Source organism: gamma proteobacterium symbiont of Lampromicra miyakona (assembly GCF_059730895.1).
Genome location: NZ_AP035932.1, coordinates 764,091 through 787,739, shown reverse-complemented (window position 1 = coordinate 787,739; position 23,649 = coordinate 764,091). Strand labels below are relative to the sequence as shown.

Genomic DNA, 23,649 nt, shown 5'->3' with positions numbered 1-23,649 from the left:
TGCCCTGCGCCACCGCAGGGCGAAAAGTGATTAGAAGTCGACGTTCACGCCCAGTTGCCAGGTGCGTCCCGGCATCACGGCCAGATTGATGTCGTTGCGCTCCTGCGCGCTGGCGCTGGTCAGCGTGCGGCTGCTGAGGTAATCCCAGTATTTACGATCGGTAATGTTGTAGACACCGCCGCTCAGCCTGACATTTTTCGTCAGCTGCCAGTACGCGGTGGCATCGATCAGGCCGTAGCCCGGCACGCGCATGTATTCGCTGCTGGCGTCGCTGATGGCCGCCCCGCTGTTGCTGTAGCTCTCTCGGTTGGTGGCGCTGGCCTGTTTGCCTTTGACAAAGGTGGCGGTGAGCGCCGCGCCGTAACCGCGCGCTTTGTCGTCCCACGCGATGCCGACAATCGCTTTTAGCGGCGCGACACTGTCGAGATCGATGTATTTGTCGCCCAGATAGCGGGATTTCGCTTTACCCTCGCTGTAGCCGAGCGCAAACGTGCTGCTCAGGCCATCCACGGTCGGGAACCAGCTGCCGTAGTTGAAGCGGGTGCTGATCTCCGCCCCATAAATGTAGGCTTTGTCGCGGTTCTCAGCCTGATAGCTGGTGTAGATGTTGGCCGGAACATTGACGAACATCGCCGGATTGGTGGCGCGGCGATAGCGGGTGTAGGCAATAAAGTTTTTGTAGGTGTTGTAGAACACCGAGGTATTGAGGGTGATGCCGTCGGTCGGCTGTCCTTTCAGACCCCACTCAAAATTGTTGCTGGTCTCGGTTTTCAGATCGGCATTACCAATCAGCGCATACTGCGCGCTGCCGGCGTAGCTTGAACCAAGGTTCCACGAGCCGTACAGCTGGCTGGTGGTCGGAAACTCCACGCCGCGCTTATATTGCAGCCAGGTGGTTAGCGCCGGATTGATATCGTACTGGAAGGTCAGTGACGGCAGCACTTCGGTGTCTGAATTGGTCTTGCCGTACAGTTTTTCCACCTGCTCTTCGGTCAGCACCGTGCTGCCGTTGGTCAGATCGCCGAGGTTCTTCGGTTTGGTGCTTTGATGAATAACGCGCACGCCGGGAATCACCGCGAAATTGTGGCTATCGAGATCGAAATTGATTTTATCCTGCAGATAACCGGCCACGGTCCAGGAACGGCTGTCCGACTGTGGCTGGGTGATGGTGCCGAAGGTGCCCGGGTTCGGCTCCTGGCGGAACGGACGCTCGCTGTTCTCCACGCGCGCGTTGACGCCGCCGCTCAGTTCGTGGCGGCCGAGGGTTTTGCTGGCGCGCGTGTCAAACCCTAAGGTATCGACGTTGTAGTCAGAGTAGACGAAGCCGTACTGACTGGCGCTGGTCGGTAACCAGGTGGTGTCGTGCGCCTGGGTTTGCTGCCAGTAAACCCGCGTGGTCAGCGTATCGATCACCTCGTTGTACGGCGTCCACTCATCGGCAAGGTTAATGCCCCAGCGGCGCGAATCGCTCTGCTGTTGCGCAGTGCCCCAAATAGTGTTGCCGCTGCTGCTGTCCCAGGTATCGTAGTGGGTGTGATTGGTTTTGTGGTAGTAGTCGAAGGTGGCGCTCAGCTTGTGCTGATCGTTTGGCTGCCAGATGCCCGACGTCATAAAGGCATCCGAGTGCCAGTTGGCCGGGTAGGCGTCTTTTACGCCGCTGTTGTTGCGCGTCTGCTGGCCGTCGCGGCGGCTGTAGACAAACAGGCCGCGCAGTTCATCATCCCCTGCCGCCGCAGTGATGCCGTTGTGCCAGCTGCGATCTGCCGAACTGTAGTCGCTCTGATAACCGAAATAGTGGGTTTTATCGCTGCTGAGGTAGTCGTCCGGCGACTTGTTATGAAACGATACGTTACCGCCGATTGCGGTGTTAGGTTGTTCCACCGATGTAGCGCCCTTCTCAATTTCGACGCTGCCAAACATATACGGGTCGATGTAGTCGCGACCGATACCGAAGGTATTGTTACCGGCGCGACTGACGTACGGACGACCGGTGGCGTCCGGTACCGGAATGCCATCAATATCCAGACCGACACGGTTACTTTCCAGCCCGCGAATGTTGTAGCCGGTATAGCCTGCACGGTCAAAGCCGCTTTTACCGGCTGACGAACCGCCCGCCGCGCCAGTGGCGCTGACCAGCGGCTCATAACGCATGATCGAACCGAAGTCATTGGCGCCGCGTTTTTGCAGATCGCTGGCGGTGAGCGTGGTTTTGCTGCCGGCCTGCTGCTTAGGTGCGGTAACGGTCATTACCGGTTCATTACTGCTGTTGTTCTCTGCGGAACGCGCCAGCGTACTGCTGTCGCTGGCGGCATAGCTGCAGGCTGCGTGAATGGCTGAAGCAAGGACAGCGACGTTAAACAGACGCTGCCGGAAATTTCCCTGAAGGTGTAAAGACATGCGCGAAATACCTGGTTAATTGTTAGTATTCGCTCACTTATTTGCTGCCAGAAAACCACGGCTTTATGCTAAAAACCGTGAAACAGCGCGTCACGCTGGCCAGATAATGTTATCGATCCCGGCACCTGTGGCACAGTGTCATGCGCGCTTCAGTGCACAGCTGCCGTGTATAACTGGCCGCGGCGCCGCAGGAATGCCTGCGGGATTTATAGAGAGTAAAATGATGGCGAAAACAATTTAATGCAATTGGTAATCATTATCAATATCATTTGCATCAAGATGTATCTTTGTGCGCACAATTTGTTAACCCATGATTAATCAAGCACTAACAGGAGGGATAGGATGGCAGATAAACCGGCAGTAACCATTCACTACTGTACCCAATGTAACTGGCTGCTGCGTTCGGCGTGGATGGCGCAGGAGCTGCTGCATACCTTTGCCGGCGATCTTAGCGCAGTCACGCTCCAGCCCGGCAGCGGCGGCGTGTTCGAGATTAGCATTGATGGTCAGGTAATTTGGGAACGCAAACAGGAAGGCGGCTTTCCCGATGCGGCAGCACTGAAGCAGCGGGTGCGCGATGTCTGCTGGCCGGATCGCGAACTGGGGCACGTGGACAAGAAGAAACCGTAACGCGCTTAGCTGTTGGCGATCTTCTCTGCCGCGTCCTGCAGCGCCGCCACGACAATGTCCACCGTGGCCGGTGAAATCTGCTCCTGCGATAACCGGTGATTGAGCGTATAGCGAAGCGTATGGATCGCCTGCTCCACCTGCGGAATGCTGCGGTTGTTGACCAGGATCGCCAGCGAAGTGAGCCGCCCGATAATCACCGCCACGTTTTCGCCATTTTCCGCCAGCAGCGCGCGGCCCGCATCGTTGAGCGCGTAGGCTTTGCGCGTGGCCTGGGCATCCACCACGCGAATGGCGTCCATCTCTTCCAGCAGCGTCAGGTTGGGATAAATAATGCCGGGGCTGGGGGAATATTCGCCTTTCGACAACTCTTCCACCGATTTGATCAGCTCATAACCGTGCGCCGCGCCGCTGGCCAGAAAGTGCAGCATCAGCAGGCGAATATCACTGGCATCCAGCATCCTTTCGCGCCGCTTTCTGCGTGCGCCGGCACAGCTGGCACGCTGTGCCGCATCGGCGTGCTCTGGAACATCCCGCTGCTGTTTCATCGCCTTCCCGGGGTCAGTTGAGGGAGGTTGATAGTAGTCTGGTGCCTGGTAAAATTCAACACAGGCGGCAGCGGGCGGGCGCCGGTTATTTCTGATGCCAGTAAGCGACGGCGCGCACCAGGTCGCTGTGCGCCGCGCGCTGCTGAGTAAAGTAATCGCTCAGCTGTTTCACCGCCGCGCCTTCGCCGGTCAGCCAGATAAAGTAGTCATCAGCAGGCAGCACAATCGGGTCCAGCAGCGGCGTCAGCGCCTCAGCCTGCATGTTGCCGCTGCCAAGCCAGCTCACCGTGACGTCCGGCAGGTCGCCAAGATACGCGCGGCCGACTGGCTCATCAACACAGGCCAGCAGATGAATCTGTTGTGCCTGCATTTCCTGATAGCGGCGCTTAAATGCCGGCAGACCGGTCTCATCACAGACATAAATCTGACAGGCATAATCCACCGGCACGACGCATGAGCCGCGCGGGCCGCCCATCGCAATGCGATCGCCCGGCTGAGCGGCACTCGCCCAGCTGCTGGCGACGCCGCCGTCGTGGATGTAAAAATCCAGCGTCAGCGAATCGCTGCCATTAAAAGCCAGCGGCGTATAGTCGCGCGCCGCCGGACGTACGCCGTCAGGCCAGACGATGCCTTCGTCGGTCATGTGTGGCAGCGCCAGCGCACCGCCCGGCGTATCCGGGAAAAACACTTTGATGTGGTCGTCAAAAGAGGGCGAGTGGAACCCCGCCAGATCGCTGCCGCTAAAGACGATGCGCCAGAAGGCATCGGCCACCCGCGTTTTGCTGGCGACGGTGATGTGACGGAAGCGTAATTCATTGCGCACGCGTTGTGGAGCGCGGTGGTGAGTCGGGTTTGGCAACGTTTCTCTCCCTGCAGCGACGGTCCCGCGCTACTGCGCTGCCGCACACCGCTAATGGTGCATGTTATCGAAAATCATTCTCATTAAACGCCTTGCAAGATACCTATGATATATTTTCGACGCAATGCCGAAAAATGCTATTGGCGAAAACGGAACCAGTTTTTGCAAGGTGAGGGGGCGTTTGTTGGCGGGGATTTTCACGGCTTGAGGTAGTCGCAAGCCGCACGATATTTGTAGCGGCGCGATTTATCGCGCAATAAATTGCGTCACTAGCGAAAATGCTGCCGTTTTGACAGGAGGTGAGCTGTTAAAGCGTTGAATGACTAAAAACAATGCCGTTGAATATTTGCACGGCAGAACTGCGCATAAAAAAAGCGGAGAGTTGCCTCTCCGCTTGTTACTGTCTGCGCACCCGATTAGCGGGTCAAATCGTCAAAGAACTTCTTTACGCCGTCGAAGAAGCTTTTCGAACGCGGGCTGTTTTTCTCGCCGGTCGGACCGCCGAAGCTCTCTTCCAGCTCGCGCAGCAGCGCTTTTTGCTTGTCGTTGAGGCTGACCGGGGTTTCCACCACCACGCGACACAGCAGATCGCCGACCGCACCGCCGCGCACCGACTTCACGCCTTTGCCGCGCATGCGGAACAGCTTGCCGGTCTGGGTTTCTGCCGGCACTTTCAGCTTCACGCGACCGTCAAGCGTCGGCACTTCAATCTCGCCGCCCAGCGCTGCCATGGCAAAGTTGATCGGCACTTCGCAGTACAGGTTGTTATCTTCACGCTCGAAGATCGGGTGTTTCTTCACCGAAACCTGCACGTACAGATCGCCAGCCGGTGCGCCGTGTTCGCCCGCTTCACCTTCTCCGCTGAGGCGGATACGGTCGCCGGTATCGACGCCTGCCGGGATTTTCACCGACAGCGTTTTCTGGCGCTCAACGCGGCCATGGCCGTGACAGGCGTTGCACGGATCTTTAATCACCGAGCCGCGACCGTGACAGGTCGGACAGGCTTGCTGCACGGTAAAGAAGCCCTGACGCATCTGTACCTGGCCCGCACCGTGACAGGTCGGACAGGTCTGCGGCTGGGTGCCCGCTTTGGCGCCGCTGCCGTGGCAGACATCACACTCTTCCAGCGTTGGAATGCGGATCTCTTTGGTCACGCCGCGTACCGCTTCTTCCAGCGTCAGTTCCATGTTGTAGCGTAAATCGGCGCCGCGTGAGGCGCGCTGACGGCGACCACCACCAAAGATATCGCCGAACACGTCGCCAAAGATATCGCTGAAGTCGGCACCGCCGCCACCAAAGCCGCCGCCGAAGCCGCCACCACCGCCCTGCTCAAACGCCGCATGACCGTACTGATCGTAAGCTGCACGCTTCTGCGCATCGGTGAGGATTTCGTAGGCTTCCTTGACCTCTTTGAATTTCGTCTCGGCCTCTTTATCGCCCGGATTACGGTCCGGGTGATACTTCATCGCCAGGCGCTTATAGGCCTTTTTGATTTCGCGCTCATCGGCGGATTTTGAGACGCCTAAGATCTCGTAAAAATCACTCTTAGCCATTTTTCTCTGCCCTTAACATGATCGCACGGGCGTGGAGAGATCTCCGACGCCCGTGCTGGTTTCAACGGCTGTCAGGCCAGCCGTCGCGCCCGGTCAGGGGCAATTATTTTTTATCTTTCACTTCTTCGAATTCAGCGTCGACAACGTCGTCATCTTTCTTCGCCGAAGCGTCGCCGGCATCCGCTGCGCCGGCCTGAGCCTGTTGCTGCGCCAGTTCCATCAGCTTGCTGGACACTTCCATCAGCGCCTGCATTTTGGCTTCGATTTCTGCTTTATCTTCGCCTTTCAGCGCGGTGTTCAGCTCGTTCAGGGCAGACTCGATCGGTGCTTTGTCTTCCGCTGACAGTTTGTCACCGGCTTCGTCCAGCTGCTTACGCGTGCTGTGCGCAATCTGGTCGCCCTGGTTACGCGTCTGCACCAGCTCTTCGAATTTACGGTCTGACTCGGCGTTAGCTTCCGCGTCACGAACCATTTTTTCGATCTCTTCCTCGTTCAGGCCAGAAGACGCTTTGATGGTGATCTTCTGCTCTTTACCGCTGTTTTTGTCCTTCGCAGACACGTGCAGAATACCGTCAGCATCGATGTCGAAGGTCACTTCGATCTGTGGCATACCGCGCGGCGCAGGCTGAATACCGTCGAGGTTGAACTGGCCCAGCGATTTGTTATCCGCTGAACGCTTACGCTCACCCTGCAGCACGTGAATGGTCACGGCAGACTGGTTGTCTTCAGCAGTCGAGAACACCTGGCTGTGCTTGGTTGGGATCGTGGTGTTCTTGCTGATCAGCGACGTCATCACGCCACCCATGGTTTCGATACCCAGCGACAGCGGGGTTACGTCCAGCAGCAGAACGTCTTTTACTTCACCAGCCAGCACGCCGCCCTGTACCGCAGCACCCACAGCGACCGCTTCGTCCGGGTTCACGTCTTTACGTGGCTCTTTACCGAAGAACTCCGCCACTTTCGCCTGCACCATTGGCATACGCGTCTGACCACCGACCAGGATCACGTCGTTGATGTCAGAAACCGACAGGCCAGCGTCGTTCAGCGCCACTTTCAGCGGCTCAATCGAACGGGTAACCAGATCTTCCACCAGTGATTCCAGCTTCGCGCGGGTCACTTTAATGTTCAGGTGCTTAGGACCAGTCGCATCCGCCGTGATGTACGGCAGGTTAACGTCGGTCTGCTGCGCAGAAGAGAGCTCGATTTTCGCTTTCTCTGCCGCTTCTTTCAGGCGCTGCATCGCCAGCGGATCGTTGTGCAGATCGATGCCCTGATCTTTCTTGAATTCGGCAACCAGGTAGTTGATCAGACGGCTGTCGAAGTCTTCACCACCCAGGTGGGTATCACCGTTGGTCGCCAGTACTTCAAAGGTTTTCTCGCCGTCGACTTCGTCGATCTCAATGATAGAGATATCGAAGGTACCGCCACCCAGGTCATATACTGCGATGGTGCGGTTGCCCTGACCTTTATCCAGGCCGTAAGCCAGTGCCGCTGCGGTCGGTTCGTTGATGATACGTTTTACGTCCAGACCCGCGATACGGCCGGCGTCTTTGGTCGCCTGACGCTGCGCATCGTTGAAGTAGGCTGGTACGGTGATAACCGCTTCGGTTACCGGCTCACCGAGGAAATCTTCCGCGGTTTTCTTCATTTTTTTCAGCACTTCTGCAGAGATCTGCGGCGGTGCCATTTTCTGGCCTTTCACGTCCAGCCAGGCGTCACCGTTGTCAGAACCGATGATTTTGTACGGCATGATTTTGATATCACGCTGCACTTCTTCGTCCTGGAAACGACGGCCGATCAGGCGCTTGATTGCAAACAGGGTGTTCTGCGGGTTGGTCACCGCCTGACGTTTAGCCGGTTGACCGACCAGAGTTTCGCCATCCCCGGTATATGCAATGATTGACGGTGTGGTGCGATCGCCTTCGGCGTTTTCAAGCACGCGTGCTTTGCCACCGTCCATAATCGCCACACATGAGTTGGTTGTACCCAGGTCAATACCAATAATCTTACCCATCTAAACGTCTCCCACTTAAATTCTTTGCCAAATTGGGTTGTGAAGCAGAGATGCGGTCACGCTGACCACTTTCAACTGCTGCGGCAGATTTTTTTGCTGCCTCACAATGCTTGATGACAACTAAATGGGGCCGCTTCGAAGCGCATCAAGGGTTAAAACTAAAAAAAATTTAGATTCTCTTACCGCGTGAGATCAAAGTGCGGCAAAAGCCACCTGATTATGATGCAGCGCCCCGCGCCCCACCGCTGTTGGCGCGGGCGTTAAACCAATAAACAATAACGCTGCTGCTGAGGAATTATGGGCAACACCACGCTGGCGAATCCCGCCCCACTGGGCCTGATGGGTTTTGGTATGACCACCATCCTGCTCAACTTACACAACACCGGTCTGTTTGAAATGGATGTAATTATCCTGGCGATGGGCCTCTTTTACGGCGGCATCGCGCAAATCCTTGCCGGGCTGCTGGAGTATAAAAAAGGCAACACCTTCGGCCTGACCGCCTTTACCTCGTACGGCAGCTTCTGGCTGACGCTGGTGGCGATTCTGCTGCTGCCGAAAATGGGACTGGCCGCGGCCGCCGATGGCCATTTCCTCGGCGCTTATCTGGCGCTGTGGGGCCTCTTCACGCTGTTTCTGTTCTTTGGCACGCTGCGGGCCGCAAAAATGCTGCAGTTTGTGTTTGCCAGCCTGACGCTGCTGTTTGCGCTGCTGGCTATCGGTCATCTGCTGGATCACGCGGCGCTGCTGCGCATCGCCGGCTGGGTGGGCATCGTCTGTGGTGCCAGCGCCTTTTATCTGGCGATGGGCGAAGTGCTGAACGAGAAGTTTGAGCGCAGCGTGTTGCCGATTGGCGAATAATCAACAGCGCGCGGAGCCGTGCCGCTCCGCGTGCTGTAATTACGATGAATGCAGCGAGACATCCAGCTGCGCATTAGCCTGGCGGCTGTCATGCCATAACCACAGCGCCACCAGCATGCCGATCAGCGCCAGCGCCAGCACGTACCAGGCCGGCGCCATCGGCGTCAGCGACATCATCAGCGTCACGCTGATCGGCGTCAGGCCGCCAAAGATGGCATACGACACGTTGTAAGAGAAGGAAATGCCGGTGAAGCGCACCGCCGCCGGAAACGCCCGCACCATGACAAACGGCACCACGCCGACCACGCCCACGCTCAGTCCCGCCAGACCGTACCAGATGAACAGCATCTGCGGCGTGCCGCCAAGCTGCTGGAAAAAGCTCCAGCTGCACAGAGCCAGCAGCAGCGAACCAATCAGTAAGGTACGCGCCGCACCGTAGCGATCGACAATCCAGCCCGCCAGCACGCAGCCGATCAGCAGCATCACGGTCGCGAAACTGTTGGCCTGCAGACTGAGCGCCGCCGGCACGCCATGCTGCTTCTGCATCAGCGTCGGCGCCATCAGAATCACCACCACAATACAGGCTGATAATAGCCAGGTAAGCAGCATCGACACCGCAATGCCGCGCTTATGGCTGGCAAGAATGGTTTGTAGCGGCAGCTTTTCCGCCAGCGCTTTGCGCTGCTGCATCTGACGAAATACCGGGGTTTCATGCAGCCAGCGACGCAGATACATCGCCAGCAGGCCAAACAGGCCGCCGAGGAAGAAAGGAATGCGCCAGCCGTGATCGCGTATCGCCGCCGGCGAGAGCGAAGTATTCAGCACCGTCGCCACCAGCGACCCGAGCAGAATGCCGGCGGTTAAGCCTGCAGTCAGCGTGCCGCAGGCAAAACCGATACGCTTCTCCGGCACATGCTCCGCAACAAACACCCACGCGCCCGGCACCTCGCCGCCAATGGCCGCGCCCTGCAATACGCGCATCAGCAGCATCAGTAACGGTGCGGCAATGCCAATGCTGGCGTAGGTGGGCAGCGCGCCCATCGCCAGCGTCGGCAGCGCCATCAGCAGAATACTCAGGCTGAACATCTTCTTGCGCCCGACTTTGTCGCCAAAGTGCGCCATGATGATGCCACCCAGCGGACGCGCCAGATAACCGGCAGCGAAGATGGCAAAGGTCTGCACCTGACGCAGCCATTCCGGGATGTCTGGCGGAAAGAACAGCTCGCCAATCACCGCAGCGAAGAAGACGAAGATGATAAAATCGTAGAATTCCAGCGCCCCGCCCAGGGCAGCCAGCGCCAGAGTTTTGTAGTCCTGGCGGTTGAGTCGACGCGTTGTCAGCGAATCCATAAGAGTGCGATATCCAGAGGCTATGTCAGTATAGTTGTAAAGCTGAGGTTACTATACCGTCAATATTTTGCCACACCAGTCACTCTGCATTTTATGCCTGAAAACGGCAATTTTCAGACGTTTGTCTCACGTCGTGCGCTTTTCGGGCGAAAAGCTGCTACCACCTCCGGGTAGGTTTCGACGTAAGGCCCTTCCAGCAGCTGTAAACAATAGGGTACAGCCGCGAAAATCCCTGGCACTTTCACCGTGCCGTCATCCGCTTTCAACCCTTCCAGCGTCTCTTTAATCGATTTCGGCTGTCCCGGCAGGTTGAGGATCAGCGACTGCTTGCGGATCACGCCCACCTGGCGTGACAGAATCGCGGTCGGCACAAACTGCAGGCTGATCTGCCGCATCTGCTCGCCAAAGCCGGGCATCTCGCGGTCGGCTACCGCTAAGGTCGCATCCGGCGTGACGTCGCGCCGGGCCGGACCGGTACCGCCGGTGGTCAGCACCAGATGGCAAAAACGTTCGTCGACCAGCTCGCAGATCGCCTGCTCAATCATCGGCTGTTCATCCGGAACCAGGCGGGTGTCAATCTCAAACGGTGTCGCCAGCGCAGCGCTAAGCCAGCTTTCCAGCGCCGGAATGCCCTGATCCTGATAGATGCCGTTAGCGGCCCGATCGGACACGGAAATTAAGCCAATACGTAAAGTATCCATAGAGTTATCGCTGTGTTGACCGCGGGGCGGTGAGAAAAAGGGGAATGGCAGAAAGGATAATACAAAGCATCAGCGAGGGAAACGCGAAAACCGTGGCGACCGGCAGCCGCCACGGCACATCACCTTACAGCAGTTCGGCGATCATCTTCTCAAGTTTGCCCTGGTCGATGGCAAAGTTGCGGATACCTTCGGCCAGTTTGGTCACTGCCATTGGATCCTGATTGTGCTGCCACAGGAATTCCGCTTCGGTCATTTTAGCCGGACGCGCTTTCACTTCGCCGCTGTAGCTCAGTTTACGCTCTACGCTGCCTTCGCTCTCGGCCAGCTCTTTCAGCAGGCCCGGAGAGATAGTCAGGCGGTCGCAACCGGCCAGCTCGATGATTTCGCCGACGTTACGGAAGCTGGCGCCCATCACCACGGTTTCATAGCCGTGCTGCTTGTAGTAGTTGTAGATCTCAGACACGGATACCACGCCTGGATCTTCATGCGCTGCGTACTCTTTCTTGTCGGTGTTCTGCTTGTACCAGTCGAGGATACGGCCAACAAATGGCGAAATCAGGAACACGCCCGCTTCGGCACAGGCACGCGCCTGGGCGAAGGAGAACAGCAGCGTCAGGTTACAGTTGATGCCTTCTTTCTCCAGCTGCTCCGCCGCGCGGATGCCCTGCCAGGTTGAGGCCAGTTTGATCAGAATACGATCGTTGCTGATGCCGGCATCGTTGTACAGCTTGATCAGGCTGCGTGCTTTCGCGATGCTCGCTTCGGTGTCGTAAGAGAGACGCGCGTCAACTTCAGTAGAGATACGTCCCGGGATCAGTTTGAGAATTTCCAGACCAATGTTGACGGCCAGCTTGTCAGAAACCAGCGCCAGCTGCTCTTCTTTGTTGCTGCTCTGCTGACGTGCCCAGCTAATGGCTTCGTCAATCAGTTTGCGGTATTCAGGGATTTGCGCAGCGTTGAGGATCAAAGAAGGGTTAGTGGTGGCATCCTGCGGTTGGTAGAGTTTCATTGCCGCGATATCACCGGTGTCGGCGACCACAGTAGTCAGCTGACGCAAGGAAGTAAGTTTGTCCGTCATGGTTCTCTTTTCTCTTAAGTTGACTGTCAGGGTGTAAAAGGCTGTTGCGATAATATCACGCAGGCTAAGCGGCGCAACATCGCCGCGTGCCCTTTACGATAGCGCTAACAAATGGGAGCGATTTGCCGATCCGTGCAGCTTTTTTGCTACACTCGTCGCGACATTTTTCCCATCCATCCCCTGAAAACAGCGGGTCAAAGAGGACAGACACAATGCTGATGGTTATCTCGCCAGCCAAGACACTGGATTATGAAAGCCCGCTGGCAACGTCACGGTTTACCCAACCGGCGCTGTTAGAAAAATCACAGCAGCTGATTGACGTGGCGCGCGATCTTTCCCCGGCGCAAATCGCTTCGCTGATGGGCATCAGCGACAAACTGGCGCACCTCAACGCCGACCGTTTCAGCCAGTGGCAGCCGCCCTTCTCACCCGATAATGCGCGGCAGGCAATTCTGGCCTTCAAAGGTGATGTTTATACCGGTTTGCAGGCCGAGACCTTCAGCGAAGCCGACTTTGATTTTGCCCAAAAACACCTGCGCATGCTTTCGGGGCTGTACGGCCTGCTGCGCCCGCTGGATTTGATGCAGCCGTACCGTTTAGAGATGGGCATCAAACTGGCGAATCCGGCCGGCAAAGATCTCTACAGCTTCTGGGGCGACCTGCTGACGCAAAAGCTCAACGACGCGCTGGCGGAACAGGGCGATGACGTGCTGATCAACCTCGCCTCCGATGAGTATTTCAAAGCCATCAAGCCGAAGCAGCTGAATGCCGAGCTGGTTAAGCCGGTGTTCCTTGATGAGAAAAACGGTAAGTTCAAGGTGATCAGTTTCTACGCCAAAAAGGCGCGCGGGCTGATGAGCCGTTACGTGATTGAGAAGCGCCTGACGAAACCAACGCAGCTGAAGAAGTTTGATGTTGACGGTTATTTCTTTGATGCGGCGGAGAGTAAGGGTAACGAGCTGGTATTTAAGCGCCGCGAGCAATAACGCCAGCTTCACCTGAATCGTAGCGGCGCAAATCATTGCGCGTCTGTTAAAAACCCGCGCGTTAAATCGCGCCGCCAGAAAAATGCATAACGGGCCGATGTGACCGGCCCGTTGGGTATTTACTTCAGCAAAAACGCCCGCAGCGCGGCGAAATCCGCCTTCATGGCATGCGACAGCAGCGGCAAATCGGCGCGCGCGGCCAGCGCTTCCGGCAGCGGCAGCGGCTGGCCGAGAATCTCTTCCACGCTCTCCTTAAACTTCGCCGGATGCGCAGTGCCGAGGAACAGGCCAAACTCCCCTTCCTGCAGCTGATCGCGCAGCAGACGATAGGCAATCGCCGCGTGCGGTTCTGACAGGTAACCCAGCTCTGCCAGCTCGCGCATGGTGGCTTTGGTGGTCTCATCCGACACCGCGCCGTAAGCCAGATCGGTCAGGCGCCAGGTTTTGCGGCGGAACAGCTCTTCCACGCGCGGCCAGTTGTTAGGCTGGCTGACATCCATCGCGTTCGACAGCGTTGCCACGGTCGCGTTCGGCTGCCACTGACCGTCGGCGAGGAAGCGCGGCACGGTATCGTTAGCATTGGTCGCGGCGATAAAGCGCTTGATCGGCAGACCGAGCGATTTCGCCAGCAGACCGGCCGTGAGATCGCCGAAGTTGCCGCTCGGCACCGACACCACCAGCTGATTGCGTTTCTCCTGCGGCAGCTGCGCCACCGCTTCGAAGTAATAGCAAATCTGTGCCAGCAGACGGCTGATGTTGATGGAGTTTGCGGAATTCAGGCCGATGGCTTTCTTCAGCTCTTCGTCATCAAACGCCTGCTTCACCAGCGCCTGACAGGCATCGAAGTCGCCGTCGATAGCGATGGTTTCGATGTTGCCGCCCAGCGTACAGAACAGCTTCTCCTGCAGCGGGCTGATTTTGCCCTGCGGATACAGGATGACCACGCGCACGTTTTCCATGCCGTAGAACGCGTGCGCCACCGCTGCGCCGGTATCGCCGGAGGTCGCGGTCAGAATGGTGATCTGCTCATCCGCGCCAGACACGTACGACAGCATCTGCGCCATAAAGCGCCCGCCGAAATCTTTAAACGCCAGCGTCGGACCGTGGAACAGTTCCAGGCAGGCCACATCGTCGCTCACCTGGCTCACCGGTGCCGGGAAAGCAAAGGCGTTCTTCACGCGCTCGGCCAGCTGGTGCGCGGCAATTTCATCGCCGATGTAAGCAGAGAGAATCTTGCTGCTGCGGCTGACGAAATCCATCTCCAGCATCGCATCAATGTCGGTCAGCTCGAATTCCGGCAGTTCCAGCGGGAAAAACAGCCCCTGCTGCGAGCCGAGGCCCTGTTTCACAGCCTGCGCGAAGCTAACCTGCTCGTTATGATCCTTAAGGTTGTAGAGTTTCATGCGTTATCCCAGTTTACGTGCGCCAGCCGTATCAAGACGGCAGATATGGACGAAGCCTTCCTCATTCTGCAGATAGTGCTGGCTCAGCCAGTCCGCCATCCGCTGTGCCGTTGCCATCTCGTTGCAAACGGCGAAAAGTGTCGGGCCAGAGCCCGAAATACCGCAGGCCAGCGCGCCAATGTCGCTGGCAGCCTGCCGCGCCTCAGCAAAGCCCGGCAGCAGTTTGGTGCGATACGGCTCGGCGATCACATCCTGCATCAGTTTAGCCGCCAGCAGCGGCTGACGGGTGTGGCAGGCGTGAATAAAGCCGGCCAGCAGACGACCATGTTTGATGGCATCCTGCTTGCGATACTGCGCCGGCAGAATGGCGCGTGCTTCCGCCGTGGAGACTTTGATGCCCGGATAAGCCATTACCCACAGCCAGTCATCAAAGCACGGCACCTCCTGGCTGATGATTCCGTTCTCTTCAATCATCAGCTGTACGCCGCCGAGGAAGCACGGCGCGACGTTGTCATAGTGCACGCTGCCGGAGATGCGCCCTTCCAGCTCGCCCATCAGCGCCAGCAGCTCGGTGTCGTTAAGCGGCTGGCCGCAGAACTCATTCATCGCCATCAGGCCGGCCACCACCGAGCAGGCGCTGGAACCGAGGCCTGAACCAATCGGCATGTTTTTCTCCAGCGTCATCGCCACCGGAACGTCTTTACCAATCGCCTGGCAGAAACGCTGCCAGCACTGGTAAACGATGTTTTCCTGCGGATCGGCGGGCAGTTTGCTGACAAAGCGCCCTTTATTCTGCAGGCTAAACTGGTCTGCCGCTTCGACCGACACGCAGTCGCCCAGCAGAGAGCCATCCACCGGCGAAACCGCCGCGCCCAGCACATCAAAGCCGACGCTGACGTTACCTATCGAGGCCGGTGCATAAATTTTTACCATCATTAAACTCCCAACTTCCACGTCAGCGTGCGCAGCAAATCGGCAAACACACCCGCCGCGGTGACATCATTCCCCGCGCCATATCCGCGCAGAACCAGCGGGATCGGCTGATAATAGCGGCTGTAAAACGCCAGTGCGTTCTCGCCGTTCTTCACTTTGTACAGCGGATCGTTGCCGTCCACCGCATCGATTTTAACTTTGCAGGCGCCGCCCTCTTCAATCGCGCCGACGAAGCGTAACACTTTACCCTCATCACGCGCTTTGGCAACGCGCGCGGCAAAGGCGTTGTCCAGCTCCGGCAGCCGCGCCATAAACTGATCGACATCGGCGATCTCCGTCAGGCTGGCGGGCAGCAGCGGTTCGATGTCGATGTCGCTCAGCTCCAGCTGATGACCCGCCTCACGCGCCAGAATCAGCAGCTTACGCGCCACGTCAGTACCGGACAGGTCGTCACGCGGATCCGGCTCGGTAAAGCCCAGCTCGCGCGCCATGCGGGTGGCTTCGGACAGCGTCACGCCCTCATCCAGCTTGCCGAAGATAAACGACAGCGAGCCCGACAGGATGCCGGAGAATTTGATCAGCTCATCGCCGGCGTTCAGCAGGTTCTGCAGGTTTTCAATCACCGGCAGACCGGCACCGACGTTGGTATCGTAAAGGAACTTACGGCGCGATTTCGCCGCCGCCGCACGCATCTGCTGGTAGTAATTCCACGACGAGGTATTGGCCTTTTTATTCGGCGTGACCACGTGGAAACCTTCGGCGAGGAAGTCTGCGTACTGATCGGCCACCGCCTGGCTGGAGGTACAGTCGACAATTACCGGGTTGAGCAGATGGTACTCTTTCACCAGACGAATCAGCCGGCCGAGGTTAAACGGCTCTTTGGCTTCCGCCAGCGCCGCCTTCCAGTTGCTGAGGTCGATGCCGTGCACGTTGGTCAGCAGCGCATGCGAATTGGCGATGCCGCACACGCGCAGATCGATATGCTTGCCCTTTAGCCACGCCTGCTGACGGTGCAGCTGCTCAAGCAGCGCGCCGCCGACGCCGCCGACGCCCACCACAAACACTTCGATCACCTGATCGGTGGCGAACAGCATCTGATGCACCACGCGCACGCCGGTGGTGACGTCATCGTTGCTGACTACGACCGAAATGGAGCGCTCAGAGGAGCCCTGGGCAATCGCCACGATATTGATGTTGGCGCGTGCCAGCGCCGAGAAGAATTTAGCGGAGATGCCGCGCAGCGTGCGCATGCCGTCGCCCACCACCGAAATCACCGCCAGCTGCTCCAGCACGTCGAGCGGATCGAGCAGGCCATCTTTCAGTTCGAGGTAGAATTCCTCTTCCAGTACGCGACGCGCGCGCGCCTGCTCGCTCTGCGGCACGCAGAAGCTGATGCTGTATTCGGAAGAGGATTGGGTAATCAGCACCACAGAAATGCCGGTGCGCGACATCGCGGCAAACACGCGCGCCGCCATGCCCACCATCCCTTTCATGCCCGGACCGGAGACGTTAAACATCGCCATGTTATTCAGATTGGTGATGCCTTTTACCGGGTTCTCATCCACTTCGCCTTCGCCGCCAATCAGAGTGCCCGGCGCCTGAGGATTGGCGGTATTTTTGATTAAGCACGGAATCTGGAACTGAGCAATCGGCGCGATGGTGCGCGGGTGCAGCACTTTGGCACCAAAGTAGGAGAGCTCCATCGCCTCCTGATAGGACATCGACTTCAGCAGACGCGCATCCGGTACCTGACGCGGATCGCAGGTGTAAACGCCATCGACATCGGTCCAGATTTCACAGCAGTCCGCGCGCAGACACGCCGCCAGCACGGCCGCCGAGTAGTCGGAGCCATTACGCCCCAGCACCACCAGCTCGCCCTTCTCATTGCCGGCGGTGAAGCCCGCCATCAGGATCATGTGGTCGGTCGGGATCTGGCTGGCCGCGATACGCCGGGTGGATTCGGCGATATCTACGGTTGATTCAAGATAGTGGCCCACCGCCAGCAGTTTTTCGACCGGATCGATCACCGTCACTTTGTGGCCGCGCGCCTGCAGCAGCGCTTCCATGATGGCAATCGACAACTTCTCACCACGACAGATAATGGCGGCGTTGACGGCATCCGGGCACTGCCCCAGCAGGCTGATGCCGTGCAGCACCTGTTTCAGCTGGGCAAACTCCAGCTCAACGCGGGTTTTCAGGCCATCGTAATCGAAACCTGGCTGAGCGTCGGCCAGCCCCTGCAGCAGTTCGGCAAAAATGCGTTCGGCATCGCTGATATTCGGCAGTGCATCCTGACCGCTGATGGTTTTCTCAATCATCGCTACCAGATGATTGGTAATTTTCGCTGGCGCAGAGAGCACGGTGGCAACCTGTCCCTGTTGCGCATTGCTTTCCAGAATATCTGCCACGCGGAGAAAACGTTCCGCATTGGCTACCGAGGTTCCGCCGAATTTCAGCACTCGCATGATTGAAGCTCTCCTGAATTTTTGCCGAAAAAAAAGCCCGCACTGTTGAGGTGCGGGCTTCTTTCTTTTGTTTTTCCTGTATGCGTCAGCCCGCACCGTTACCTGTGGTAATGGTGGTGGTAATAATAATGGTGGTGTTCAGGCTGTGGTTACGCATTGAGATTTTTTCTGTCTGTCTTTGTCTTGTCCGTCTGCCTTCCAGAAGTAAAGCAAAGCGCACGTTAAGTCAACGAATTTGTCTTTGCACCCGAATGGTGCTGCTGCGCAGTGCTGCGCCGCAGACGCCGAAACGGATTGCGATCGTTCAGGCAGCGTCAAAGACGCCCGATCACTCACTGTCCGGAGCCGGTTTTCCCGAGCAATTATCTATAAGTTTTTTTTCTACGTCGTGCAGCAAACGGTGCAGCATGGCGCTATCGCGCTGCTCCAGCAGACCGATGCGCTGATCGATCCAGTCCGCCAGCTTGGCATCATTGCTGACTTCCAGCGTCACCAGCAGCTGATGAAAACGCTGGCGCAGCGCCTGCAGCTGCTGCGCGTTAGCCGCCTCAACCGGCGCGGCCGCTACCTGGTGCAGCGCCGACAGCTGATAGCAGTACACCATCACCGCCTGGCCGAGATTCAGTGAAGGATAGTCCTGCGCCATCGGAATGCCGGTCAGCAGATCGACCTGTTCCAGCTCCTCATTAGTCAGCCCGCTGTCTTCACGGCCAAACACCAGCGCGATACGATTCAGCCACTGACGCTTCTCCTGCAGGATGGTTTCGACCTGCGCCGGCGTGGCGTAATAGCGAAACTTCGCCCGGCTGCGGGCGGTAGTGGCCACGGAAAAATCGACATCCGCCAGCGCGGCGCTCAGCGTGTCATAGGTTTTCACGTGGTCAAGAATCTCACCGGCGCCGTGGGCCACACGCCGCGCGGCCGGATCCTGCCAGGCGTCACTGGCGACAATACGCAACTCGCTAAATCCCATGGTTTTCATGGCGCGGGCGGCCGCGCCGATATTCTCCGGGCGAGCGGGTGAGACAAGGATCAGGGGGAAATGCATGATTTTTCCATCGAACGGTTAATAACCCGACCTATGTTGGCATGCAGGCGACAAAATACCAACCGCACGGGCCTGAGAAAATAAGATGTTAAGGATGTTAAAACAGGGCAAAAATGCCGGGCAGGCGTAATTATGCGTAATAAGCAAAATTTATGCGCTAAACCCATATTAAAACATTATTTTTCATGCAATTGAAAAGTTATTACCTGCAGGTTTTACTTTTGCGCTGATGCAGCTGAAATGTAGCGAAAATGCTGCTTTTTGTGAGCTAAGCTGGCATTCCAGTAGAAGTTTTTCATAAAAGTGTTAACGTGCTACACTTGCATTTGATATAAGTCAACGAAGCGTTGTTTTTATGCTTATCGGTTGTTGTTGGTGCTGTTAGGTTGCTGTTAATACGGTTAGGATAAGCGCCAGTCCGATACCCACGGGGCACGCAAATATTCATCCTGACTGGCTGAGCTAACACTGAAGTTGACGTAGATGGATGGTGTATTCCGAAGATCATTTCGTACACCGGTTGCGAACGGCCCACTGTTCAGTGGAACAGTTATGGCAACCGCCGTACGCCCTGTTTTCGATTTGTTGGCAAATTTTAGGTAGCGAAACATGCAGACCCCGCACATTCTTATCGTTGAAGACGAACTGGTCACGCGTAACACCCTCAAAAGTATTTTTGAGGCCGAAGGTTACGTGGTCTATGAAGCCACCGACGGCGCCGAGATGCATCAGGTTTTGACCGATAACGACGTCAACCTGGTGATTATGGATATCAACCTGCCGGGCAAAAACGGTTTACTGCTGGCGCGTGAACTGCGCGAACAGGCTAACGTCGCCCTGATGTTCCTCACCGGCCGTGATAACGAAGTGGATAAAATCCTCGGTCTGGAGATCGGTGCCGACGACTACATCACCAAGCCATTTAATCCACGTGAGCTGACGATTCGTGCGCGCAACCTGCTGTCGCGTACCATGAATCTGGCGATGCCGAGCGAAGAGCGCCGTCAGGTCGAGAGCTATCGCTTCAACGGCTGGGAACTGGATATTAACAGCCGCTCGCTGATCAGCCCGAACGGCGATCAGTACAAGCTGCCGCGCAGTGAGTTCCGCGCCATGCTGCACTTCTGTGAAAACCCAGGCAAAATCCAGACGCGAGCTGACCTGCTGAAGAAGATGACCGGTCGCGAGCTGAAGCCGCATGACCGCACGGTGGATGTCACCATTCGCCGCATCCGCAAACACTTTGAGTCGACGCCGGATACGCCGGAAATCATCGCCACTATCCACGGCGAAGGCTACCGCTTCTGCGGCGAGCTGCAGGATTAAGCGTCCGTCGCGAAACAAAAAAACGCCCGTCAGGGCGTTTTTTTATCGGCTCAGTGCCACGGCATAATCGGCACCGCGCTCAGCGCATTTTTCGGTGAACCATCGACCACTTTATCCGAATAGCTCAGGTACACCAGCGCATGACGTTTCTGGTCAAAGAAGCGCACCACCTGCAGCTTTTTAAACACCAGCGAAGTGCGTTTGCGGAACACCACTTCACCCTGCGCCTTGCCCTGCGCGATTTTATCGCTAAGCTCTATCGGTCCCACCTGCTGACAGGAGATGGCCGCGTCGGAAGTATCTTCCGCCAGACCCAGTCCGCCCTTAATACCGCCGGTTTTTGCCCGGCTGATATAACAGGTTACATTTTTAACGTCGGGGTCGTCGAAGGCTTCCACCACGATCTTATGATCGGGGCCAAACATCTTGAATACGGTGTCAACGGAGCCGATCTCCTCGGCCAGCACGCTCTGACTCAACATAAATGTTGCCAGCGTGACTATAAGATTGCGAGCTATTGTCATTGAGTTACCATTGCAAACGGAATAGATGTGAATGTAATGTACTGTTAATCGAACCGAGAACCAAACCTAACGGGTTACAACCCGCATTGATGTAGCACAGTTAACTGGCAAACCACCCCCGCGCCGTTGTGCAATTCGTGCTACTATTCGGTGACTTCATCGTTGCGCCACCAGAGAGTTATGAGGATGTTTTATGGACCAAGCCGGTATCATTCGCGATTTGCTTGTCTGGCTGGAAAGCCATCTGGATCAACCCCTTTCGCTCGATAACGTTGCGCTAAAAGCGGGCTATTCCAAGTGGCACCTGCAGCGAATGTTCAAGGAAGTTACTGGCCACGCCATCGGCGCGTATATCCGCGCCCGCCGGCTGTCCAAGGCCGCCGTTGCGCTGCGTCTCACCAGCCGGCCGATCCTCGACATTGCGCTGCAGTATCGCTTCGATTCGCAGCAAACCTTTACCCGCGCGTTTAAAAAGCAGTTCAATCAGACACCTGCGTGGTATCGCCGCTCATCAGAGTGGAATTCGTACGGCATTCGCCCGCCGATTCGCCTCGATGATTACCCGATGCCGCAGGCGCAGTTCGTCACGCTGCCGGAAACGGTGCTGGTGGGGCAAACACAAAGCTATACCTGTACGCTGGAGCAGATCTCCAGCTACCGCGACGAGATGCGCATCCACTTCTGGAAGCAGTTCCTGCTGGAGACCGATACCGTGCCGCCGGTGCTGTACGGCCTGCATCAGGTACGCGCCAGCCATGAGAAGGATGATGAGCAGGAAATTCTGTACACCACGGCGGTGCCGGCCGACCAGCAGGCGCTGAGCATGCAGTCAAACCAGAGCGTGATTCTGGAAGCCGGGGATTATGTGCAGTTCAGCTATCAGGGACCGCGCACTGCGCTGCAGGAGTTTATTCTGCTGCTGTACGGCACCTGTATGCCGACCCTCGGCCTGGTGCGCCGTCAGGGCCAGGATATTGAGCGCTTCTATACGCACGGTGGCAAAAAGCGCAGCGAGCCGCCAATGGAGATTCGCTGCGAATATCTGATTCCGATTCGTCCGCAGCAGTAACGGGCGTTGCCGATGGTCGCCATGAATGGCGACCCTACAGAAAATTCACCGTTTGTCGCCGATGCGGATTGCCCATGCCCTCGTAGGGTGCGCATTCATGCGCACCGATACGCGATCATTGATACGCACCGATTCAACCGCAGCCTCATGCCTAACCGTTTGTCGCCGATGCGGATTGCCCGTGCACCCCGTAGGGTGCGCATTCATGCGCACCGATTCAACCGCAGCAACAACCCCTACCGTTTGTCGCCGATGCGCATTGCCCATGCCCCCGTAGGGTGCGCATTCATGCGCACCGATACGCGATCATTTGATACGCACCGATACGCGATCATTTGATACGCACCGATACGCGGTCATTCTGCGCCATGCGCTACCGCGCTTAACGCTGCAGCTCATCCAGCGCCGGGGCATCCAGATGCGACACATCACCGGCCGTCTCCACCACCCAGCCGGCGGCGAGCCAGGCGCTTTGCTGATGATCGACGCGCGAAATCGAGCAGTTACGCAGACGCAAACGGCGCTCCGCATGGGCCGGCAGCCCGAGAATGGTACTCACCAGCACACCCAGCGCCATGCCGTGGCTCACCAGCAGCGGACGGCTACCCGCCGGCAGATCGAGACAGGCGTTGAGCGCGGCATGCATGCGCGTCGCCATCTCTTCCATCGACTCGCCGCCCGGAATCCGGCCGCCTTCGGTGCCATCCACCAGCGCTTTACGCCAGCTCTCCTCTTCCGCCGTCAGGCCGTCGAGCGGACGCTGCTCCAGACAGCCCATATTGAGCTCGCGCAGGCGGGCATCCAGCGTTACCGTACAACCGCAGGCATCAGCGATAATCTCCGCGGTGCGCCGGGTACGTCCTAAATCGCTGGCAATCACGTGAGTAATGCCCAGCGATTTCACGCGCTCGCCCACCTGATGCGCCTGCTGCTCACCTTTATCCGTCAGCGGACTGTCGGACTGCCCCTGAATGCGTCGGGCCGCATTCCAAACCGTTTCACCGTGACGAACAAGATAGACCTGTAACATGCTTAATTTCCGTTATACTGCGACAAATTTGTCTTGAGGGTTCAGGTAATTATGTACCATGTTGTCGCAGCCACCATCAATCCGGCAAAAATCCGCGCAATTGCTCAGGCGTTCAACGACGTTTTCGGCGAAGGATCCTGCCATATTGAAGGGGTCGAGGTCGAGAGCGGCGTCGCCGCGCAGCCCTTAAGCGATGCCGAAACGCGAACTGGCGCACGCCAGCGCGTGGCGAACGCGCGGCATGTGCGGCCACAGGCGGATTACTGGGTGGCGATTGAAGCCGGCATTGAAGGCGACTGCGCCTTTGCCTGGATGGTGGTGGAGAATGCGCAGCAGCGCGGCGAATCCCGCTCTGCCAGCTTTACGCTGCCACCGGTGGTGATGGCCGGTCTGGCTGCCGGGCATGAGCTCGGTGACGAAATGGCGCGCTTAACCGGCGTGGAGAATATCAAACACAAGGGCGGTGCGATTGGCGCCTTCACCCACGGCCTGCTGAGCCGCTCCAGTGTCTATCATCAGGCCCTGATTCTGGCGCTCTGTCCGTTGACTCACCCGCTATATCAGCAGTGATCAGCTGCGCCCGAGGCGCGCTTCCAGCCAGCGTTTAAGCTCGGGCGGCGCCTCTTTCAGGCTGTTGGATCCGCGGGTGATGGTGGCAATCCCGACGCCCAATTCGTTTTTCAGCTCGCGCTGACTGATATCACCGTTGATCAACGCTTCGATAATGCGCAGGCGCGTGCCTAAGGCTTCGCGCTCATCCGGCGTCATCATCAGCTGCAGGAGTGGCAGCGCTACGTCATCGGAAAACGCGTTGTGCATCAGGTCGATGAAACGCAGCCAGTTGTCTTCAACCGGCTGCGGGGAAAGGGGTTGGCTCATG

Annotated in this window: 22 protein-coding genes and 1 other annotated feature; of the genes, 6 read left to right on the top strand and 16 right to left on the bottom strand. The window is 57.5% G+C overall.

Translation table 11 applies throughout. The features are described from left to right. Positions 1–30: 30 nt before the first annotated feature. On the bottom strand, positions 31–2,397 hold the full coding sequence (locus AC6I8P_RS03665) for a TonB-dependent receptor domain-containing protein (RefSeq protein ID WP_498030981.1): 2,367 nt from the start codon (positions 2,395–2,397) through the stop codon (positions 31–33). Between the two features lie 342 nt (positions 2,398–2,739). On the opposite strand from AC6I8P_RS03665, the gene AC6I8P_RS03660 reads away from it, so the two are divergent. After that, positions 2,740–3,027, top strand: coding sequence for an Rdx family protein (locus tag AC6I8P_RS03660; RefSeq protein ID WP_021506610.1), 288 nt, complete (start codon positions 2,740–2,742; stop codon positions 3,025–3,027). Between the two features lie 5 nt (positions 3,028–3,032). On the opposite strand, the gene AC6I8P_RS03655 is transcribed toward AC6I8P_RS03660, so the two are convergent. From AC6I8P_RS03655 to dnaK, 4 genes are all read right to left on the bottom strand, one after another. Beyond that, entirely contained in the window at positions 3,033–3,572 is a 540-nt protein-coding gene (locus tag AC6I8P_RS03655; RefSeq protein WP_222986196.1) for a PadR family transcriptional regulator, read from the bottom strand. Between the two features lie 85 nt (positions 3,573–3,657). Beyond that, positions 3,658–4,431 (bottom strand): siderophore-interacting protein, encoded by a 774-nt coding sequence (locus AC6I8P_RS03650; RefSeq protein ID WP_264250687.1) that lies wholly within the window; start codon positions 4,429–4,431, stop codon positions 3,658–3,660. Positions 4,432–4,847: 416 nt separating this feature from the next. Beyond that, positions 4,848–5,984 carry a molecular chaperone DnaJ gene (gene dnaJ / locus AC6I8P_RS03645; protein ID WP_021508663.1) on the bottom strand — a complete coding sequence of 379 codons (1,137 nt, stop codon included), beginning with the start codon at positions 5,982–5,984 and terminating at the stop codon, positions 4,848–4,850. Positions 5,985–6,087: 103 nt separating this feature from the next. Then, positions 6,088–7,998 (bottom strand): molecular chaperone DnaK, encoded by a 1,911-nt coding sequence (gene dnaK, locus AC6I8P_RS03640; protein ID WP_021508662.1) that lies wholly within the window; start codon positions 7,996–7,998, stop codon positions 6,088–6,090. A gap of 297 nt (positions 7,999–8,295) precedes the next feature. Here dnaK and satP point away from each other — a divergent pair, with 297 nt between their 5' ends. Continuing rightward, positions 8,296–8,856, top strand: coding sequence for an acetate uptake transporter (gene satP, locus AC6I8P_RS03635; RefSeq protein ID WP_059011785.1), 561 nt, complete (start codon positions 8,296–8,298; stop codon positions 8,854–8,856). A gap of 39 nt (positions 8,857–8,895) precedes the next feature. Here satP and AC6I8P_RS03630 read toward each other — a convergent pair whose 3' ends face one another. From AC6I8P_RS03630 to tal, 3 genes are all read right to left on the bottom strand, one after another. Beyond that, positions 8,896–10,206, bottom strand: a complete 1,311-nt coding sequence (locus tag AC6I8P_RS03630; RefSeq protein ID WP_058757129.1) for an MFS transporter — start codon at positions 10,204–10,206, stop codon at positions 8,896–8,898. 113 nt (positions 10,207–10,319) lie between these two features. After that, positions 10,320–10,907 (bottom strand): molybdopterin adenylyltransferase, encoded by a 588-nt coding sequence (mog, locus tag AC6I8P_RS03625; RefSeq protein ID WP_498030980.1) that lies wholly within the window; start codon positions 10,905–10,907, stop codon positions 10,320–10,322. Positions 10,908–11,031: 124 nt separating this feature from the next. Beyond that, positions 11,032–11,985, bottom strand: coding sequence for a transaldolase (tal, locus tag AC6I8P_RS03620; RefSeq protein ID WP_058757131.1), 954 nt, complete (start codon positions 11,983–11,985; stop codon positions 11,032–11,034). 212 nt (positions 11,986–12,197) lie between these two features. On the opposite strand from tal, the gene yaaA reads away from it, so the two are divergent. After that, on the top strand, positions 12,198–12,971 hold the full coding sequence (yaaA, locus tag AC6I8P_RS03615) for a peroxide stress protein YaaA (RefSeq protein WP_058757132.1): 774 nt from the start codon (positions 12,198–12,200) through the stop codon (positions 12,969–12,971). A 119-nt stretch (positions 12,972–13,090) separates the two neighbouring features. Here yaaA and thrC read toward each other — a convergent pair whose 3' ends face one another. The 5 genes from thrC to AC6I8P_RS03590 all read right to left on the bottom strand — a co-directional run bounded on the left by thrC (position 13,091) and on the right by AC6I8P_RS03590 (position 18,820). Next, entirely contained in the window at positions 13,091–14,374 is a 1,284-nt protein-coding gene (gene thrC, locus AC6I8P_RS03610; protein WP_021508656.1) for a threonine synthase, read from the bottom strand. 3 nt (positions 14,375–14,377) lie between these two features. Continuing rightward, positions 14,378–15,307: a homoserine kinase gene (thrB, locus tag AC6I8P_RS03605; RefSeq protein ID WP_141496455.1), complete on the bottom strand. Its 930-nt coding sequence runs from the start codon at positions 15,305–15,307 to the stop codon at positions 14,378–14,380. A 2-nt stretch (positions 15,308–15,309) separates the two neighbouring features. After that, positions 15,310–17,772 (bottom strand): bifunctional aspartate kinase/homoserine dehydrogenase I, encoded by a 2,463-nt coding sequence (gene thrA / locus AC6I8P_RS03600; RefSeq protein ID WP_058781607.1) that lies wholly within the window; start codon positions 17,770–17,772, stop codon positions 15,310–15,312. A 26-nt stretch (positions 17,773–17,798) separates the two neighbouring features. Next, positions 17,799–17,922, bottom strand: a sequence feature (Thr leader region). Then, positions 17,858–17,929 (bottom strand): thr operon leader peptide, encoded by a 72-nt coding sequence (thrL, locus tag AC6I8P_RS03595; RefSeq protein ID WP_128601299.1) that lies wholly within the window; start codon positions 17,927–17,929, stop codon positions 17,858–17,860. It overlaps the preceding feature by 65 nt. 171 nt (positions 17,930–18,100) lie before the next feature. Continuing rightward, on the bottom strand, positions 18,101–18,820 hold the full coding sequence (locus AC6I8P_RS03590; protein ID WP_031279901.1) for a tRNA/rRNA methyltransferase: 720 nt from the start codon (positions 18,818–18,820) through the stop codon (positions 18,101–18,103). Positions 18,821–19,429: 609 nt separating this feature from the next. On the opposite strand from AC6I8P_RS03590, the gene arcA reads away from it, so the two are divergent. Further along, positions 19,430–20,146, top strand: coding sequence for a two-component system response regulator ArcA (gene arcA, locus AC6I8P_RS03585; protein WP_021508652.1), 717 nt, complete (start codon positions 19,430–19,432; stop codon positions 20,144–20,146). A 50-nt stretch (positions 20,147–20,196) separates the two neighbouring features. Here the strand turns inward: arcA and creA are convergent, their stop codons facing one another. Beyond that, positions 20,197–20,670, bottom strand: a complete 474-nt coding sequence (creA, locus tag AC6I8P_RS03580) for a protein CreA (protein WP_022548913.1) — start codon at positions 20,668–20,670, stop codon at positions 20,197–20,199. 193 nt (positions 20,671–20,863) lie between these two features. Between creA and robA the strand changes: the two genes are divergently transcribed. Further along, complete coding sequence (gene robA / locus AC6I8P_RS03575) at positions 20,864–21,739, top strand: MDR efflux pump AcrAB transcriptional activator RobA (protein ID WP_021508651.1); 876 nt, start codon at positions 20,864–20,866, stop codon at positions 21,737–21,739. 382 nt (positions 21,740–22,121) lie between these two features. On the opposite strand, the gene gpmB is transcribed toward robA, so the two are convergent. Continuing rightward, a complete protein-coding gene (gene gpmB, locus AC6I8P_RS03570; protein WP_021508687.1) occupies positions 22,122–22,769 on the bottom strand; it encodes a 2,3-diphosphoglycerate-dependent phosphoglycerate mutase GpmB in 648 nt (215 codons plus the stop codon). A gap of 51 nt (positions 22,770–22,820) precedes the next feature. Here gpmB and yjjX point away from each other — a divergent pair, with 51 nt between their 5' ends. Beyond that, positions 22,821–23,339, top strand: a complete 519-nt coding sequence (yjjX, locus tag AC6I8P_RS03565; RefSeq protein ID WP_498030979.1) for an inosine/xanthosine triphosphatase — start codon at positions 22,821–22,823, stop codon at positions 23,337–23,339. On the opposite strand, the gene trpR is transcribed toward yjjX, so the two are convergent. Then, positions 23,340–23,648: a trp operon repressor gene (gene trpR / locus AC6I8P_RS03560; RefSeq protein ID WP_021508685.1), complete on the bottom strand. Its 309-nt coding sequence runs from the start codon at positions 23,646–23,648 to the stop codon at positions 23,340–23,342. It abuts the gene before it with no gap. Position 23,649: the final 1 nt, after the last annotated feature.